Raw genomic sequence first — 15,935 nt, forward strand, 5'->3', positions numbered from 1 at the left:
TGCCCCTCTTCACGCCTCGCCCTTCAGCACCGCTTTGATGGAGGTGATGATCGGCTGATAGCCGGTACAGCGGCACAAATTCCCCTCCAGCGCCTCTTTCAGTGCGTCGTCATCCGGCGTGTGGTTCACCGCTAAAAGTGCTTTAGTGCTCATCAACACGCCCGGCGTGCAGAAGCCGCACTGGACGCCGCCGTGGCGCACAAACGCATTTTGCAGCCGTTTGCCCACCGGGTCGTGATGCAGGGCTTCGATAGTGGTCACCTCCGCACCGTGACACTGGGCGGCGAGCAGCAGGCATGAGCAGACCGCCTTGCCATCAAGCATTACGGTACAGGCACCGCACTCACCCACGGAACACCCCTCTTTGGTGCCGGTCAGGCGTAAGTCGTCGCGCAGCAGATCGATAAGCCGCAGGTTATCGTCCACCTCGCGGCGAATACGGATGCCATTCACTTTCAGTTCGATTGGGTGCATCTTCGCGCTCCTTAGTTGCTCTGCTCGGTTATTACGTCCTGCATCATCAGGCGGAACATATCGACAAATACCGGGATTTTGTACGGTGCAGACCAGCGCCCGCCGATGGCTTCATCCACCAGCCCTTTCAGCACCTGCGCCGCTTTATCAATCGAGGCGGCGTTCAGCGGCTGGCCGACTAAGGCCTCTTCTACCGGGCTTAGGCGCTGCGGTTTTCGCATCAGCGCGCCGTCGACCAGCCGACAGATGCGGATGGTGCCTCGCCTATCGACATGAAATTGTCCGCTCAGGCTTTGCCTGGTGATGTTGAGCGCATTGCGCCGCCCCAGTTGCAGGTAGCACTCCACCAGCGGCTGGGTCATCGGCACCGGCAGAATAAAGCGCGTGACCAGTTCATCGGCAGCGATACCGGTGCGATAGCCATCGGTGACAAACTCGCTCACCGGCAGACGGCGCGTACCGCGCAGGCTGCGCAGTTCCACCTGTGCGTCATAGATAATCAGCGGCGGCAGGGAGTCGGCGCAGGGCGCGGCATTGACTACATTGCCGCCGAGCGTGGCGCGGTTGCGAAGCTGTAACGAGCCGATGGTTTTGCAGGCAGTGATAAGCAAGGGATAGCGCTGCTGCACCAGCGGATGTTTAATCAAATCGCTGAAGCAGACCCCGGCACCAATCGACAGCCCGCCGTCGAGATCGAAGATCTCTTTCAGTTCAGCCAGCCCGGCAATATTGACCAGCGGCACCGCGTCACAGCGCAGGCGCGCCTGCACCAGCACATCTGTGCCGCCGGCAATCGGCTGCGCTGCGTTTTCCGCCATCAGGGTTAACGCTTCTTTTAAGGTATGCGCCACTTTCAGCGACACCGTATTGAGCCGGTGCACCTCTTTTTTAGGGCCGCAATCGAACAGCCGCTCGCTCTGGCGCGCCGGTTTTTTCAGGTTATAACCAAGCCTGACCTGCTCAAGGGTCAGCGGTAGCGTGCGGTTAAAGCGGCCGATGGCGAAACTGACCGCGTTATTGAGCGCCGCAGCGCCAAGTTCAAGCACCGGCTCGCCAATCACTTTCCCTCCCATTGGGCCTGCTTTATCGGCATTTTCGATGGCGTTGATGATAATTGGCGGCATATCTTTGATGGTCGGCAGCAAGTAGGTGTCGAAATTCTCCGACTTCACCACCCCCTGCTCGGTATTGAAGTCCTCCAGCATGCCGTAGCCAATCATCCCTTGCAGCACGCCGCCGTAAACCTGGCCATTAAAGCCGACCGGGTTGATCACTTTGCCGACATCGTGGGTCGCAACCACGCTGTTAACCGTCACTTTGCCGGTGCGCAGATCGACTGCCACATCGGCAATCTGGCAGCCGTAGACCCAGGTGAAATAGGGGCTGCCGCTCCCCTTCTCCTCATCCCAGTGAATCGGCGGTGCCACATGCCAGCCGTAGGCGGATAAGTTCGCGCCAGTGGCGCGGGTCATATCGACCACCTGCTGAAAGGTGAGACGGCGTTGCGGCTGATGGCGGTTGTAGACGTGCCCGTCGCGCCATACCAGATCCGCTATCTCACTGGCGTGCAGGGTTGCCAGGATGGCGGCGGCCATCCGATTTTTAATGGTGTTGGCGGCGCTGAGGATTGCCTGCCCGCCCATCAACGTGCCGCGCGAGGCGACGGTAGAGCCGCCATCGGCAATCATCGCCGTCGCCGGTTCGCTAAAGGTGACGTGCGCAAGCGGAATGCCGAAAGCTTCCGCCGCCAGCAACGACATGGTGGTCTGCAACCCCTGCCCGTTCTCCGAGACTGAAGTGGAGATGTTAATACTGCCGTCGGCATTGACCTGCATCAGCGCGGATGACGCATCCAGCCCCTCCGCACCGAGCGAGCAGCCGCGGTGGCTGAGCGCCAGGCCGATACCGTAACGCACCGGGCCACCCTCGGCATTCAGTTGCTGGTAGTGCGCCCGCCGTGCCTCGAATTCGGCTTTCAGCACCGAGGTTTCCAGCACCTCCTGCGCCGAGACGGTGTGATCGCACATCCGTTGACCGGCCATGCTGGTATCGCCCTGGCGCAGAATATTGCGCAGCCGCAACTCCACCGGTGAGAGACCCACTATCTCTGCCACTTCATCCATCAGGGATTCATTGGCGAAGATGATTTGCGGCGCGCCGTAACCGCGATAAGCCGAGGTGTAATTATTGTTGGTGTAGACGCCGGTGATATCGACGCGCACGTTGGGAATGTTATAGGGGCCCGCCGCCTGCACCGAGCTGCGCCAGGTGACGAACATCGTCTGCCCGGCGTAGCTGCCGCCGTCGGCGATGATATTGATCTGCATCGCCTGAATGCGGGCATCATCATCAAGGCCAATGCGGTAATGCAATTTATAGGGGTGGCGCTTATAGCTCTCGCGCATCGACTGCTCGCGGTTATAGGTCATCTTGACCGGACGCCCCGTCAGCTGTACCAGTAGCGCCGCGCGGCAGGCGAGATTATCAATAATGTCATCTTTGCCGCCAAACGAGCCGCCGAGCACCGAGCGTTTTACATTCACCTTGCTCTGCGGCAGATCGAGGTATTTAGCGACAATGCCGCGAATACGGTGGGCATTCTGAATCGATCCGGCGATGGTCATAATCTGCTGGTCATCATTCAGCCACGCGGTGATCGACTCCGGCTCGATATAGGCGTGCTCCTGGAACCCTACCTCATAGTCGCGCTCAATGATCTTGGTCGAGGCGGCAAACCCGGCCTCAATATCCCCTTTTACCGTGTGATGGCGGTTGATCACATTGCTCTCAAGCGCGCTGTGGATCAGCCGCGCGCCCGGTTTCAGGGCCTCTTCCGGGGAGGTGATCGGCTCGCAGGGCGAGTAGGTAAGCTTAATTTTGTCTACCGCCAGGCAGGCGGCCTGATAGCTCTCGGCGGCCACAACGGCAATCACGTCGCCGCGATAGGCCACCTCATTGTCGATAATCGGCGGGTAATCGGGGATGATCACTCCCAGCTTGCGCTGGCCGGGGATATCTTTCCAGGTGGCGATACGCACCACGCCAGGCACCTTTTCCGCTTCACTGATATCGACTGAATCAACGCGTCCCGCAGCGATATCAACATAGCGACAGACGCCGTAAAGCATGTTTTTCAGCCGGATATCGTCGCCATAAATCGCTGTTCCCCTGACTTTGGCCAGCCCGTCTACGCGGGCTACTTCACTGCCAACCAGCACCGTCTCCATTGTTATGCGCTCTCCACTAGCAAAAGGATGATTGCTATAAGCAATGGCTATGCCACTTTCAATTTGGGTAAAAAACAGACGAAACAGGGCGAAAAGCGGCAATAACGGATAAAAAGCAGGCAGATGCGCGCCCGGCCCTTATCAAGCCGGGAAAAGGAGTATCACTTTGATAAATTCATCGCCGACGGAGGTTATTTATCGACGAGGCGGTAAATGGGCATCAGCCGCGTGGTGCCGGTGAGATCGTCGAACACTTCGGTTTCAGCGGTGGCGATCGCCATCCCGCTTTTGCGCAGCCGCAGCACATCTGCCGCTATGCGCTGTAGCCCAAACCAGAACAGCCCATCCAGCGCGGTGACCTGCAAACCAGACTCCAGCGCCTGTTTCAGCCGCTCGCGCGGGGCTTTTATCTCTTTGGCGATCTGCTGGTAGGGCGCGGCCGTCGCACCGCTCGGATCGGTGCGCCGGATACGCGTCGCAAGACGGTACTGGAAGGTATCGGGAATGTCGTTTAAATCAGTTTTCAGACTGTAGACGCAGCCAAAACGCTTGCCATTAAACACGACATTTTTCTGCGCCAGGCTGAATTCATCGCGCAGCGCAGCAATCAGCTGCGGCGCGCGGGTCAGCAGTAAACGGAAGGGAAGCTCAAAGCTGGTGACATAATCAACATTGAGCAGCGCAATGCGCAGCCGCTCTTCGGCTCCGGCGTTAAGCTGGCGGCACTCATCCAGCACATCACGCCACTGCTGCGCCAGACGCGGCGTACCGGCGACGTCGGCAAAGCTATATTTCTCAATCTGATAATCAATTTTTCCGCTCACCCGGCCTTCCCTTCTGTATGAAGTCACTCTCCGTGGCTCAATTTACCAACTCCGTGACCTAACCGGAAGCCGCTATCACCGCGCCGTGATAGCCGTCATGGCGCGAAGGTGAATGAGGCCTGGATAAGCTGTTTATGGGGCTGGCTGTCATTGCTCAGGCCATAAAATAGCGTATAGGTTTTACTCTTAGCGAAAGGATAATTCCAGGTCGGCAAACATTCGCCGCTGCGCGGCAGCACCGGCTTGTCATTAAACACCTCATACCATGTCTCCCCGCTTTCACTGCCAATTTGCAGGGAGGTGATGCGATCGCCCGGCTTTACCGCATAGGTAATACAGAGATGATTCTCTTTTGTCGTTACCTCAGCCGGTATTTTCTTAACCATACGATCGCCAGGACCCGGGCAACCAGTGAGAAGAAACAGAGGGATTAACCACAGCGTTTTATTCATCATTTATTCCCGCCCGGTAACAATTTTGCGATATAAGCGCGGAATTTCACTTATAGGATCCTTCCCGCTGTATTTACCCTGACTATCCGAAGAAAGAAAAGATATCCATTTATTTAACCCATACACCAGAAGAAGCCAATAATCAGCGATAATAGATGCTTGCTGTTCCAGAGGGTAATCCGTCAATTTTTCCCTATCGAGCTGATAATAGTAATTCGCAAATTTGCTCACCAGCCCCCGCACTCTTACCCATTGTCCATGCTGGTGTTGCCACACATGCCCCAGCTCATGAATAAAAATATGTTTGTCTTCCACCGAAACATCTGCACGTGAGAAGTCTGCGTGATAGTCCTCTTTACGAAACGAGAGTTCGCCATTTGGTGCCATCGCTGTGCCTGGTGTCTGCAATCCAAAAGGGAAATAACTGTCGCAATGAACCCATACACGGCTATAAACGATGCTGTCGCCGAAGATCCGCCGAGCCATTGCAATTTCACCCAACGTCATCAGCCGTAACGTGCCCTCTTTGTATCCCGCATTCCTCTGCTTCCGTCTGTTCTCCTTTAACAATACTGACCAGGCACATTAAAGGGTGATGGCTTTTCACTCTAGCGGTGAATATTAAAAAAAATCCTATTTATCAGAAAACCAGCCTCCACTCACGCTTCAAATTAGCTCTCTTAAGCAATGCAATAAAAAGCCCGGCGTAGGTGCCGGGCCTGGTTTTCAATTTGCAGGTGAAAGTATTTTCGGCAGCAGTCGCCGCAGATGGCCTGCGCTGAGCAGCGTCATGGCGGCCTCGATATCGGGGGCGAAGAAGCGGTCCTGCGCATAGTGCGTGACCTGCTCGCGCAGCAGGCTACGGGCCTGCTCCAGCAGCGGGCTGGTGGTTAAACCTTCGCGCAGATCCAACCCCTGACAGGCGGCCAGCCACTCGACGGCAATCACGCCGCGGGTATTGGCTGCCATCTCCCACAGGCGGCGACCGGCGGCGGGTGCCATCGAGACGTGATCCTCCTGATTAGCGGAGGTCGGCAGGCTGTCGACGCTGTGCGGGTGCGCCAGCGCTTTGTTTTCACTTGCCAGCGCCGCCGCCGTCACCTGGGCAATCATAAACCCGGAGTTGACGCCGCCGTTTTTCACCAGGAAGGGCGGCAGTTGCGACATATGGCTGTCCATCAGCAGCGCAATGCGCCGCTCTGCCAGCGCACCAATTTCGGCAATCGCCAGCGCGAGGTTATCGGCCGCCATCGCTACCGGCTCAGCATGGAAGTTGCCGCCGGAGATAACGTCATTTTGTGCAGCGAAGACCAGCGGATTATCGGAAACGGCGTTTGCTTCGGTTAACAGCACTTCAGCGGCAAAGCGCAGTTGCGTTAAACAGGCGCCCATCACCTGCGGCTGGCAGCGTAATGAGTAGGGATCCTGCACCTTATTGCAGTTGTGATGGGACTGCGCAATCGCGCTGTCATCGGTAAGCAGATGGCGGTAGAGCGCAGCGGCGTCTATCTGCCCGCGCTGCCCGCGCACGTCGTGAATACGCGCATCGAAAGGCCGACGGGAGCCGAGCGCCGCTTCGGTGGTCAGCGCCCCACATACTACCGCCGAAGCGAAGAGATCTTCGGCTTCAAACAGCCCGCGCAGCGCAAAAGCGGTCGACGTTTGCGTGCCGTTCAGCAGGGCAAGCCCCTCTTTTGCCGCCAGCTTCAGCGGCACCAGACCGGCGCGGTTCAGCGCCTCGCCGGAGGGCAGCCATTCCCCCTGAAAACGCGCTTTACCTTCGCCGAGCAGCGTCAGGGAGAGATGCGCCAGCGGCGCGAGATCGCCGGAGGCACCCACGGAGCCTTTCGTCGGGATCCACGGATAAACACCGGCGTTGAGCATATCTATAAGCAGTTGGATCACCCGCAAACGGATGCCAGAGAAGCCGCGCGCGAGGCTGTTGATTTTCAGCAGCATTATCAGGCGCACCATCGCCTCATCCAGCGGCTCGCCAACGCCCGCAGCATGGGAGAGCACCAGCGAGCGTTGCAGGTTTTCCAGGTCTTCGGTGGCGATACGCGTCTGCGCCAGCAGGCCGAAGCCGGTGTTGATACCGTAGGCCGTGCGCCCCTCAGCCATAATGGCGTTTACGCAGGCGACGCTCTGCGCAATATCAGCAAAAGCGCTTTCATCCAGGGTGACGTGCAGCGGCTGACACCAGGCGTCGCGCAGCTGCGCCAGCGTCAACTGGCCGGGAATAAGGTGTAGCGTGATGTTCATGAACGTTTCCCCTGGGTGGCGGCCACCATCGGTAAGTTAAGCCCCTGTTCAACCGCGCACTCAATGGCGCTCTCATACCCGGCATCGGCGTGGCGCATTACGCCGGTGGCCGGATCGTTATGCAGTACGCGGGCAATTCGCGCCGCCGCTTCATCGCTGCCGTCGCAGACAATCACCATCCCCGCATGCTGTGAAAAGCCCATGCCGACGCCGCCTCCGTGGTGCAGCGAGACCCAGGTGGCGCCGCTGGCGGTGTTAAGAAGCGCGTTGAGCAAAGGCCAGTCAGAGACGGCATCAGAGCCGTCGCGCATCGCTTCGGTTTCGCGGTTCGGGCTGGCAACCGAGCCGGAATCAAGGTGGTCACGGCCAATCACAATCGGCGCGGAGACCTCGCCGCTGCGTACCATTTCGTTAAACGCCAGACCCAGTTTTTGCCGCCACTCCAGCCCCACCCAGCAGATGCGCGCCGGTAAGCCCTGGAAGCTGATGCGCTCGCGCGCCATATCGAGCCAGCGGTGCAGGTGCGGATCGTTAATCATCGCTTTCACTTTGGCATCGGTTTTGTAGATATCCTCGGCATCGCCGGAGAGCGCCACCCAGCGGAACGGGCCAATGCCGCGGCAGAAGAGCGGGCGAATATACGCCGGGACAAATCCGGGGAAATCAAAGGCGTTGGTGACGCCCATCTCTTTCGCCATCTGGCGAATGTTATTGCCGTAATCAAAAGTCGGCACGCCCATCTGCTGAAACGCCAGCATCGCGTTGACGTGTTCCGCCATGCTCGCTTTTGCTGCCTGCACGGTCTGCTGCGGATCGGATTCGGCTTTGCGTTGATACTCTTCCCATGTCCAGCCCTTCGGCAGGTAGCCATGCAGCGGATCGTGGGCGCTGGTTTGATCGGTGACCATGTCCGGGCGCACGCCGCGCTGCGCCAGCTGCGGCAACACGTCGGCGGCGTTGGCGCAGAGCGCCACGGAAACCGCCCTGCCCTCGGCGGTGTAGCGTTTAATTCTCGCCAGCGCGTCGTCGAGGGAGCTGGCCTGCTCGTCGATATAGCAGGTGCGCAGGCGGAAATCGATGCGGCTCTGCTGGCACTCAATCACCAGCGAGCAGGCACCGGCCAGCGTCGCCGCCAGCGGCTGTGCGCCGCCCATGCCGCCCAGCCCGGCGGTTAACACCCAACGCCCGGTTAAATCACCGCCGTAGTGCTGACGCCCGGCTTCAACAAAGGTTTCATAGGTGCCCTGGATGATCCCCTGGCTGCCGATATAGATCCAGCTCCCGGCGGTCATCTGGCCATACATCGCCAGCCCTTTCGCATCCAGTTCGTTAAAGTGCTCCCAGGTGGCCCAGTGCGGCACGAGGTTAGAGTTGGCAATCAGTACGCGCGGTGCATTTTCATGGGTTTTAAACACGCCGACCGGCTTGCCGGACTGCACCAGCAGCGTTTCATCGTTCTCCAGATTCGTCAGCGCCTGAACGATGGCGTCGTAGCACTCCCAGTTGCGCGCCGCGCGCCCGATACCGCCATACACCACCAGCGCCTGCGGGTTTTCCGCCACCTCCGGGTCGAGGTTGTTCATTAACATGCGCAGCGGCGCTTCGGTCAGCCAGCTTTTGGCCGTCAGCGCCGTGCCTCGCGGGGCGCGGATCGCCTGCGGGCGAGAGGGGGTATGCGACATCGTTGTTCTCCTGAAATCACGCGATGAGTGTGTAAACACATATACTTGTCTATACAATTGCGCGCAAGGCAGGATTTAACACTTAAGATACATTTTTCTGATAGTGCGCTAACAATCACGCTTTTGCTGCTGACAGCGCTCAGGAGCCGAAATGGCCCTGTAAACGGTAGCGGGAGCCGGGGTAAAGCAGGCTGGCGTGGGAGACAATCTGCGATGTCGACCAGGTGCGGCGGCGGATCAACAGGCAGGGATCGTGCTCCTGGATTTGCAACAAGCGGCACTCTTCAGCCGATGCGTGCACCGCTTCCACAATGTGCTCCCCTTCAGTGAGCGGCGCAATCAGCGACAGATAAGCATGAGCGGTGGTCTGCGTGTAATCCTGTTGCAGATACTCCGGCACCACATCGGCATTGACCCAGCGCTCCTCAATCTGCACCGGGGTGCCATTCTCAAAATGCACCATGCGCGAGTGAAAAATGCGTGTCCCTTCCGCCACGTTTAACGCCGCGGCCTGAGTTGCGTCGGCGGCGCGCGCCTCCAGCAGCAGCACTTCGCAGCGGTGCTGATGGTGGCGATCGGCAATCTCATCGGCAATGCTGCGCACCTCGAACAGCGCCGATTGCCCTTTCGGCTCGGCAACAAAGGTGCCGACGCCCTGCAAGCGTACCAGTAACCCCTCATCGGTCAGGGCGCGCACCGCGCGGTTGATGGTCATGCGGCTAAAACCAAACTGCGCCACCAGCTCCGCTTCAGAGGGGATGCGATCGTGCGGGCGCCAGATACCGGCGGCGATCTTCTCGCTGATGGCCTGCTTAACCTTCTCGTAAAAGGGCACGGGCGCGGTGGCCGGAGCCACCCGGGGGCGGGGGGAATACATAGCGCGGCAATTCCTTATTGTTATTTGTCAGGCGAGTATATCACTGCCACCAGTGCAGGATTTGCCAGGCCAGCCGGGCAGCGGCTTTCGCGCCCTGCCCTGCGTGATCAAACGTCGGATTAAACTCCACTAAATCCACCGCCTGCACTTTGCCGCTGCGACACAGCGGTTCGATAATGCGCAGCAGCAGATGCATCGGCACACCCAGCGCCGCTGGCGCGGAGACGGCGGGCATCTCCCAGGCGGGCAGCACGTCGAGATCGATGGTCAGATAGATCCTGTCGTACTGCTCAATGATGCGTTTAATTTCGGGTAGCGCTTCGGTTTCAAAGGCGTTTAACAGCGCCAGATCCTCAACTACCGTCACGTTACGGCGCGTTGCCTCATCCCACAGCGCCTGGGTATTGGCCGCCAGGCTGGCACCGAAACAGGTGTAGTGAAAGCCGCGCTGCTGAGTGTCGCACTGCTGGGCCAGCTGGCGAAACGGCGTGCCGGAGCTGGCGCGCGCCGCGTGGCGTAAATCGAGGTGCGCATCGAGATTGATAATCGCAACCTGCTCATCGGGGAAAGCATCAAGGATTGCCGAGCCGTGACCAAACGCCGTTTCATGCCCGCCGCCAAACACCAGCGTGCGCATCTGCGCCTGCTGGCAGGCGAGTACCGCATCATGCAGCGCCTGCTGCGCCTGCTCCAGCGCCTCCGGCCTGGCGACAATATTCCCCAGATCAACAAGATGTTGATGCCCGGCGTGGCTGGCCATATTCGCCAGTGCTGTACGCAGGGCAAACGGCCCCTTCGCGGCCCCCGCGCGTCCCTGATTGCGCTTCACGCCCTCATCACAGGCAAAGCCGAGCAGCGCCGTCTTGCCGCAGTGCTGCTCGGGCGCAAACATCGCCGCCTGAGTGACGGTCTGAAACAGGCGCAGGGCATTTGCCGCTTCGCCGCTGTCATCCCTGCCCTGCCAGCACGCAGGCGCTACCGGCTTCCATAAATTCATGCAGTGACCTCGCCACGGAAAATACGTTGATAAAGCGGATTACGTCCCGGTTCGTAGATCATCTCCACCGGATGATTAGCGTCCCATACGACAAAATTGGCGACAAACCCGGCGGCCAACTGACCATGGGTTTGCTTACGACCAAGCGCCTGCGCGGCATGACGCGTGACGCCCGCCCAGGCCTCTTCCGGCGTCAGGCCAAACTTCACGCAGGCCATATTCATCGCCAGATGCAGGCTGGCAAACGGGCTGGTGCCAGGGTTGAAATCCGTCGCCACCGCCATCGGCACCCCCTGCTGGCGCAGCAGGGCGACCGGCGGTTTTTGCGTTTCATTAAGAAAATAGAAGGCACCGGGCAGCAGAACAGCAACGGTCCCGCTGGCGCGCATCGCCATCACGCCCGATTCGCTCAGGTACTCAATATGATCGGCAGATAAGCCCTTAAAGCGGCTGACCAGCTCCGCGCCGCCCAACGAGGAGAGCTGCTCAACATGACCTTTCACCGGAATACCGAGCGCCTGCGCGGCGCGAAACACCTGCTCGGTTTGCGACGGAGTAAAGCCGACGTTTTCACAAAACGCATCTACCGCTTCAAACAGCCCTTTGTCCGCCAGGGTGGGCAAAATGGTGTTGCAGACCAAATCAATGTAGGCCTGCGGGTCCGTTTTATACTCCGGCGGCGCAGCGTGCGCGGCGAGCAGCGTGCGGCTCACCTCCACCGCGTTGTTTTGCGCCAGCGTACCGGCCACGCGCAGCATCTTCTCTTCGCTGGCGACATCCAGCCCGTAGCCCGATTTGATCTCAATCGTGGTGACGCCTTCGCGCATCAGCCGCACAAGCCGTGACTGCGCAAGATTAAGCAGTTCGTCTTCGTGACACTCTCGCGTCGCCCGCACAGTTGAGCTGATCCCGCCGCCTTCGGCGCTAATCTGTTGATACGAAACACCGTTTAACCGCTGCTCCCACTCCTGGGCGCGGTTTCCGGCAAAAACAAGATGAGTATGACAGTCGATTAAACCGGGCGTCACCAGACGGCCCTGCAGATCGCTGCTCTGCGGCGCGTGCGCGGGCAATTCACTCTCCGGCACGATTGCCCGGATCTGCCCGTTGCGCACCACGATGGCATGGCGCTCAAGCAGGCCATAGGGTTCTGCTCGCGTGGGATCCATGGTCGCAAGCGTTGCGTTACGCCACAGACGATCGTCAGAGGTCAGCTCAATCATATGGTTCTCTTGTCATGTGTTGTATAGACATTTATTTGCATAATGATTCGCTTGTCAACTCTGCGGCGCGTTTGCTGCGGGCAGTGCCGCCAATAACATGGCTGCAAGCAGCAAACTGTGACGCACCACATAAAATTCGCCTTATATTTCAACCGCAAATGAAGCGTTTCAGCAGGGCAAAAAAATCGTCGCCCAAGGGCAATTTATTTAGCAGTGAAAGTATTGTGTCGCCAAAGCCCGACACTCTGTAAGTTGCTAAAATTAAATAGAAAAAAGGCTCTTGTAAGGGCAAAAAATTAAGCGTACATTAGCCCCCGTTTGGTGATGAAATCACCCGAAATTCTGAGATGGCGCTGTGGCCGAAAGGGAGAAAATTCTCATTTTCGTTTTGGCGTAGTTTCACCTCTCTATACTCAGTCCTGACAGATCATTAATGCATACTTTGTGTGCGGAGCGATGAACGTGAAATATTTCTTTATGGGCATATCGGTGATGGTTATCGTGTGGGCCGGCACATTCGCCCTGATGATCTAGCCTGAGCCATAGCGCAGAAAAAAATAAGGAGCCATGCGGCTCCTTTTTTTATGGCTGATTGTTATGGCTGGGTCTCTTCCGCTGCCCCTTTTGGCGTTACGGGAAGCAGGCCGTCAGCGCGGAACATCGCTTTGATGCCGCGCACCGCCTGGCGGATACGATCGCGGTTCTCAATCAGCGCAAAGCGCACATGGGTATCGCCATAATCACCAAAGCCGACGCCGGGCGAGACGCACACTTTCGCCTCTTTCAGCAGCTTTTTCGCAAACTCCAGCGAGCCCATCGCCGCATACTGCTCCGGGATTTTCGCCCAGACGTACATCGATGCTTTCGGCATCTCCACCATCCAGCCCGCTTCATGCAGCCCTTTGACCAGCACATCGCGGCGGCGCTTATACTGCGCGGCGATATCGCGCACGCACTGCTGATCCCCTTCCAGCGCGGCAATTGCCGCAACCTGTAGCGGCGTGAAGGTGCCGTAATCGTGGTAGCTTTTGATACGCGCCAGCGCGTTGACCAGCGTCGGGTTACCGACCATAAAGCCAATGCGCCAGCCCGCCATATTGTAACTTTTCGACAGGGTGAAGAACTCAACGGCGACATCCCGCGCGCCGGGTACCTGCATAATAGACGGCGCTTTCCAGCCATCAAACACGATATCGGCGTAGGCCAGATCGTGCACCACCAGCACATCGTAACGCTTCGCCAGCGCCACCACTTTCTCGAAAAACTCCAGCTCAACGCACTGCGCGGTCGGGTTCGACGGGAAGCCTAAAATCATCATCTTCGGCTTCGGGTAACTTTCGCGGATCGCCCGCTCCAGCTCGTTAAAGAAGTCGACCCCTTCCACTAGCGGCACCGATCGCACCTGCGCACCGGCGATCACCGCGCCGTAGATATGGATCGGATAGCTCGGGTTGGGCACCAGCACGGTATCACCGTGATCCAGCGTTGCCAGCATCAGGTGCGCCAGCCCTTCTTTCGAGCCAATGGTGACAATCGCCTCCGTTTCGGGGTCGATATCCACCTGGTAGCGATCCTGATACCAGCGTGAAATAGCCCGGCGCAGTCGCGGAATACCGCGCGAGGTGGAGTACCCGTGCGTATCGGGGCGCTGCGCCACGGTGCAGAGTTTTTCCACGATATGCGGCGGAGTGGCGCCATCCGGGTTGCCCATACTGAAATCGATAATGTCCTCGCCGCGGCGTCGCGCAGCCATTTTCAGTTCAGCAGTGATATTGAAAACATAGGGGGGAAGACGATCGATACGCGTGAAACGGCGTTCAGGACTGGAGTCAGCCATAGATTCCTCGAAGTTACGTTAGCGCCCGGACCGTCCGAGCGACGTCGCTGCATGTGCAGCCTGTTCAGAACATAGCCTGATTAAATTCCCGCTGTCGAGAGGGAAACGAAAAAATAGTGAGGGAGCGAAAAAAGAGGAAACGCAATTTGAGCAACCGAAAAGTGATTGCCGCTTAAAAGCATGAGAGTAGCTTCTCATTAACAAGATGATAAAAAGAAAATTACCTTACACCCAGCCGGGTTATCGTAATTCCGGCCCTGCGTCGGATATCTTTTAATCCCCTTTTTAAAAAATGGTTTTTCCCCATTCATCTAATCAATGGTTAACTGGTGATCTGCCGCCGGGTTTTTTATCATAGCCCTTTGACCTCTATCACATGAGTCCCCCGTGCACGAAATATTCGACATGTTGCTGGCGGTTTTTGACCGCGCGGCGTTGATGCTGATCTGCCTCTTCTTTCTGATCCGCATCCGCCTGTTTCGCGAGCTGCTGCATAAAACCGCCCACTCACCGAAAGAGCTGCTCGGCGTAACGGCGATCTTCTCTCTGTTTGCGCTGTTCAGCACCTGGTCCGGCGTGCCGGTGGAGGGATCGCTGGTCAACGTGCGCATTATTGCCGTGATGTCCGGCGGCATCCTCTTCGGGCCCTGGGTCGGCATTATTACCGGCATTATCGCCGGTACACACCGCTACCTGATTGATATCGGCGGGGTGACCGCCGTGCCCTGTTTTATCACCAGTATTATCGCCGGCGTGATGTCGGGGCTGATTAACCGAAAGTTTCCCAAAGCCCAGCACTGGCGCGCCGGGATCATCGGCGGGATGATTTGCGAAAGCCTGACCATGCTGCTGGTGGTGATCTGGGCGCCTTCTACCGCGCTGGGGCTGGATATTGTGGCGAAAATCGGTGCGCCGATGATCTTCGGCACCGTCTGTATCGGCTTTATTGTGCTGCTGGTGCAGAGCGTCGAGGGGGAAAAAGAGGCAATTGCCGGGCGGCAGGCGCGGCTGGCGCTGGATATTGCCAATAAAACGCTGCCGCTATTTCGCAATGTGAACAGCGAGTCATTGCGCCAGGTGTGCGACATCATTCGCCGCGATATTGACGCCGATGCGGTGGCGATCACCAACGTTGATCACGTGCTGGCGTATGTCGGGGTGGGCGAAAATAACTACCTCGACAACGATGATATTATTAGCCCGACCACCCAGCAGGCGATTACCACCGGTGAAATTATCATTAAAAACAATGATGAAGCGCACCGCACGCCGGAGATCCACTCCATGCTGGTGATCCCGCTGCGCGAACAGGGCATCGTCACCGGAACGCTGAAAATCTACTACTGCCACGCGCATCAGATTACCTCGGCGTTGCAGGATATGGCGGTCGGCTTATCGCAGATTATCTCAACGCAGTTAGAAGTCTCCCGCGCCGAACAGCTGCGCGAGATGGCCAATAAAGCGGAGCTGCGCGCACTGCAAAGTAAAATTAACCCCCACTTTCTCTTTAACGCCCTGAATGCTATCTCCTCATCCATTCGCCTCAATCCCGATACCGCGCGCCAGCTGATTTACAATCTGTCGCGCTATCTGCGCTATAACATTGAATTAAAAGATGATGAGCAGATCGACATTAAAAAAGAGCTTTACCAAATCAAGGACTATATCGCCATTGAGCAGGCGCGCTTCGGCGATAAGCTGACGGTTATCTACGATATCGATGAAGAGGTGAGCTGCGTGATCCCGAGCCTGCTGATCCAGCCGCTGGTAGAGAATGCGATTGTTCACGGTATTCAGCCCTGCAAAGGCAAAGGCGTAGTCACCATTAGCGTGGAAGAGTGCGGCAACCGGGTGCGCATTGCGGTGCGCGATACCGGCAACGGCATTGCCCCTGAAATGATCGCCCGCGTCGAAGCAGACGAAATGCCGGGGAATAAAATTGGTCTGCTGAATGTTCATCAGCGGGTGAAACTACTGTATGGCGAAGGGCTGCATATTCGCCGCCTGACGCCGGGCACCGAAATCGCCTTTTATGTGCCCCGCCAGACGTCGCGCGCGACGCTGTTGCCCTGACCGGAGA

Annotated in this window: 13 protein-coding genes; 2 read left to right on the top strand and 11 right to left on the bottom strand. The window is 57.9% G+C overall.

Features of this window, described 5'->3' with window-relative positions; genetic code table 11:
• Positions 1-9: 9 nt before the first annotated feature.
• The 10 genes from IAE48_RS03105 to hutI form a co-directional block, all read right to left on the bottom strand.
• Positions 10-474, bottom strand: coding sequence for a (2Fe-2S)-binding protein (locus IAE48_RS03105; protein WP_200133432.1), 465 nt, complete (start codon positions 472-474; stop codon positions 10-12).
• Between the two features lie 11 nt (positions 475-485).
• Positions 486-3,701, bottom strand: coding sequence for a molybdopterin cofactor-binding domain-containing protein (locus IAE48_RS03110; protein ID WP_200133433.1), 3,216 nt, complete (start codon positions 3,699-3,701; stop codon positions 486-488).
• Between the two features lie 191 nt (positions 3,702-3,892).
• Positions 3,893-4,525, bottom strand: coding sequence for a DNA-binding protein (locus tag IAE48_RS03115; protein WP_200133434.1), 633 nt, complete (start codon positions 4,523-4,525; stop codon positions 3,893-3,895).
• Between the two features lie 95 nt (positions 4,526-4,620).
• Positions 4,621-4,980: a putative T6SS immunity periplasmic lipoprotein gene (locus IAE48_RS03120; protein ID WP_200133435.1), complete on the bottom strand. Its 360-nt coding sequence runs from the start codon at positions 4,978-4,980 to the stop codon at positions 4,621-4,623.
• A complete protein-coding gene (locus IAE48_RS03125; protein ID WP_200133436.1) occupies positions 4,981-5,484 on the bottom strand; it encodes a type IV secretion protein Rhs in 504 nt (167 codons plus the stop codon).
• Between the two features lie 219 nt (positions 5,485-5,703).
• The gene (hutH, locus tag IAE48_RS03130) at positions 5,704-7,239 is read right to left on the bottom strand and encodes a histidine ammonia-lyase (protein ID WP_200133437.1); all 1,536 of its coding nucleotides are present in this window, start codon (positions 7,237-7,239) and stop codon (positions 5,704-5,706) included.
• Complete coding sequence (hutU, locus tag IAE48_RS03135; protein WP_200133438.1) at positions 7,236-8,921, bottom strand: urocanate hydratase; 1,686 nt, start codon at positions 8,919-8,921, stop codon at positions 7,236-7,238. Before hutU ends, hutH begins: the two co-directional genes overlap by 4 nt.
• 139 nt (positions 8,922-9,060) lie before the next feature.
• The gene (locus IAE48_RS03140; RefSeq protein ID WP_054803852.1) at positions 9,061-9,798 is read right to left on the bottom strand and encodes a histidine utilization repressor; all 738 of its coding nucleotides are present in this window, start codon (positions 9,796-9,798) and stop codon (positions 9,061-9,063) included.
• A 40-nt stretch (positions 9,799-9,838) separates the two neighbouring features.
• Positions 9,839-10,795 carry a formimidoylglutamase gene (gene hutG, locus IAE48_RS03145; RefSeq protein WP_200133439.1) on the bottom strand — a complete coding sequence of 319 codons (957 nt, stop codon included), beginning with the start codon at positions 10,793-10,795 and terminating at the stop codon, positions 9,839-9,841.
• Positions 10,792-12,018: an imidazolonepropionase gene (hutI, locus tag IAE48_RS03150; protein ID WP_200133440.1), complete on the bottom strand. Its 1,227-nt coding sequence runs from the start codon at positions 12,016-12,018 to the stop codon at positions 10,792-10,794. The genes hutG and hutI overlap by 4 nt, the downstream gene beginning before the upstream one ends.
• Positions 12,019-12,480: 462 nt before the next feature.
• Between hutI and ypdK the strand changes: the two genes are divergently transcribed.
• A complete protein-coding gene (gene ypdK, locus IAE48_RS03155) occupies positions 12,481-12,552 on the top strand; it encodes a membrane protein YpdK (RefSeq protein WP_099458783.1) in 72 nt (23 codons plus the stop codon).
• Positions 12,553-12,613: 61 nt separating this feature from the next.
• Here ypdK and alaC read toward each other — a convergent pair whose 3' ends face one another.
• Entirely contained in the window at positions 12,614-13,855 is a 1,242-nt protein-coding gene (gene alaC / locus IAE48_RS03160; protein WP_042716508.1) for an alanine transaminase, read from the bottom strand.
• 387 nt (positions 13,856-14,242) lie between these two features.
• On the opposite strand from alaC, the gene IAE48_RS03165 reads away from it, so the two are divergent.
• Positions 14,243-15,928 (top strand): sensor histidine kinase, encoded by a 1,686-nt coding sequence (locus tag IAE48_RS03165; protein WP_094421427.1) that lies wholly within the window; start codon positions 14,243-14,245, stop codon positions 15,926-15,928.
• Positions 15,929-15,935: the final 7 nt, after the last annotated feature.

It is taken from the genome of Kosakonia sp. S57 (genome assembly GCF_016516575.1).
GTDB classification, from domain to species: domain Bacteria; phylum Pseudomonadota; class Gammaproteobacteria; order Enterobacterales; family Enterobacteriaceae; genus Kosakonia; species Kosakonia cowanii.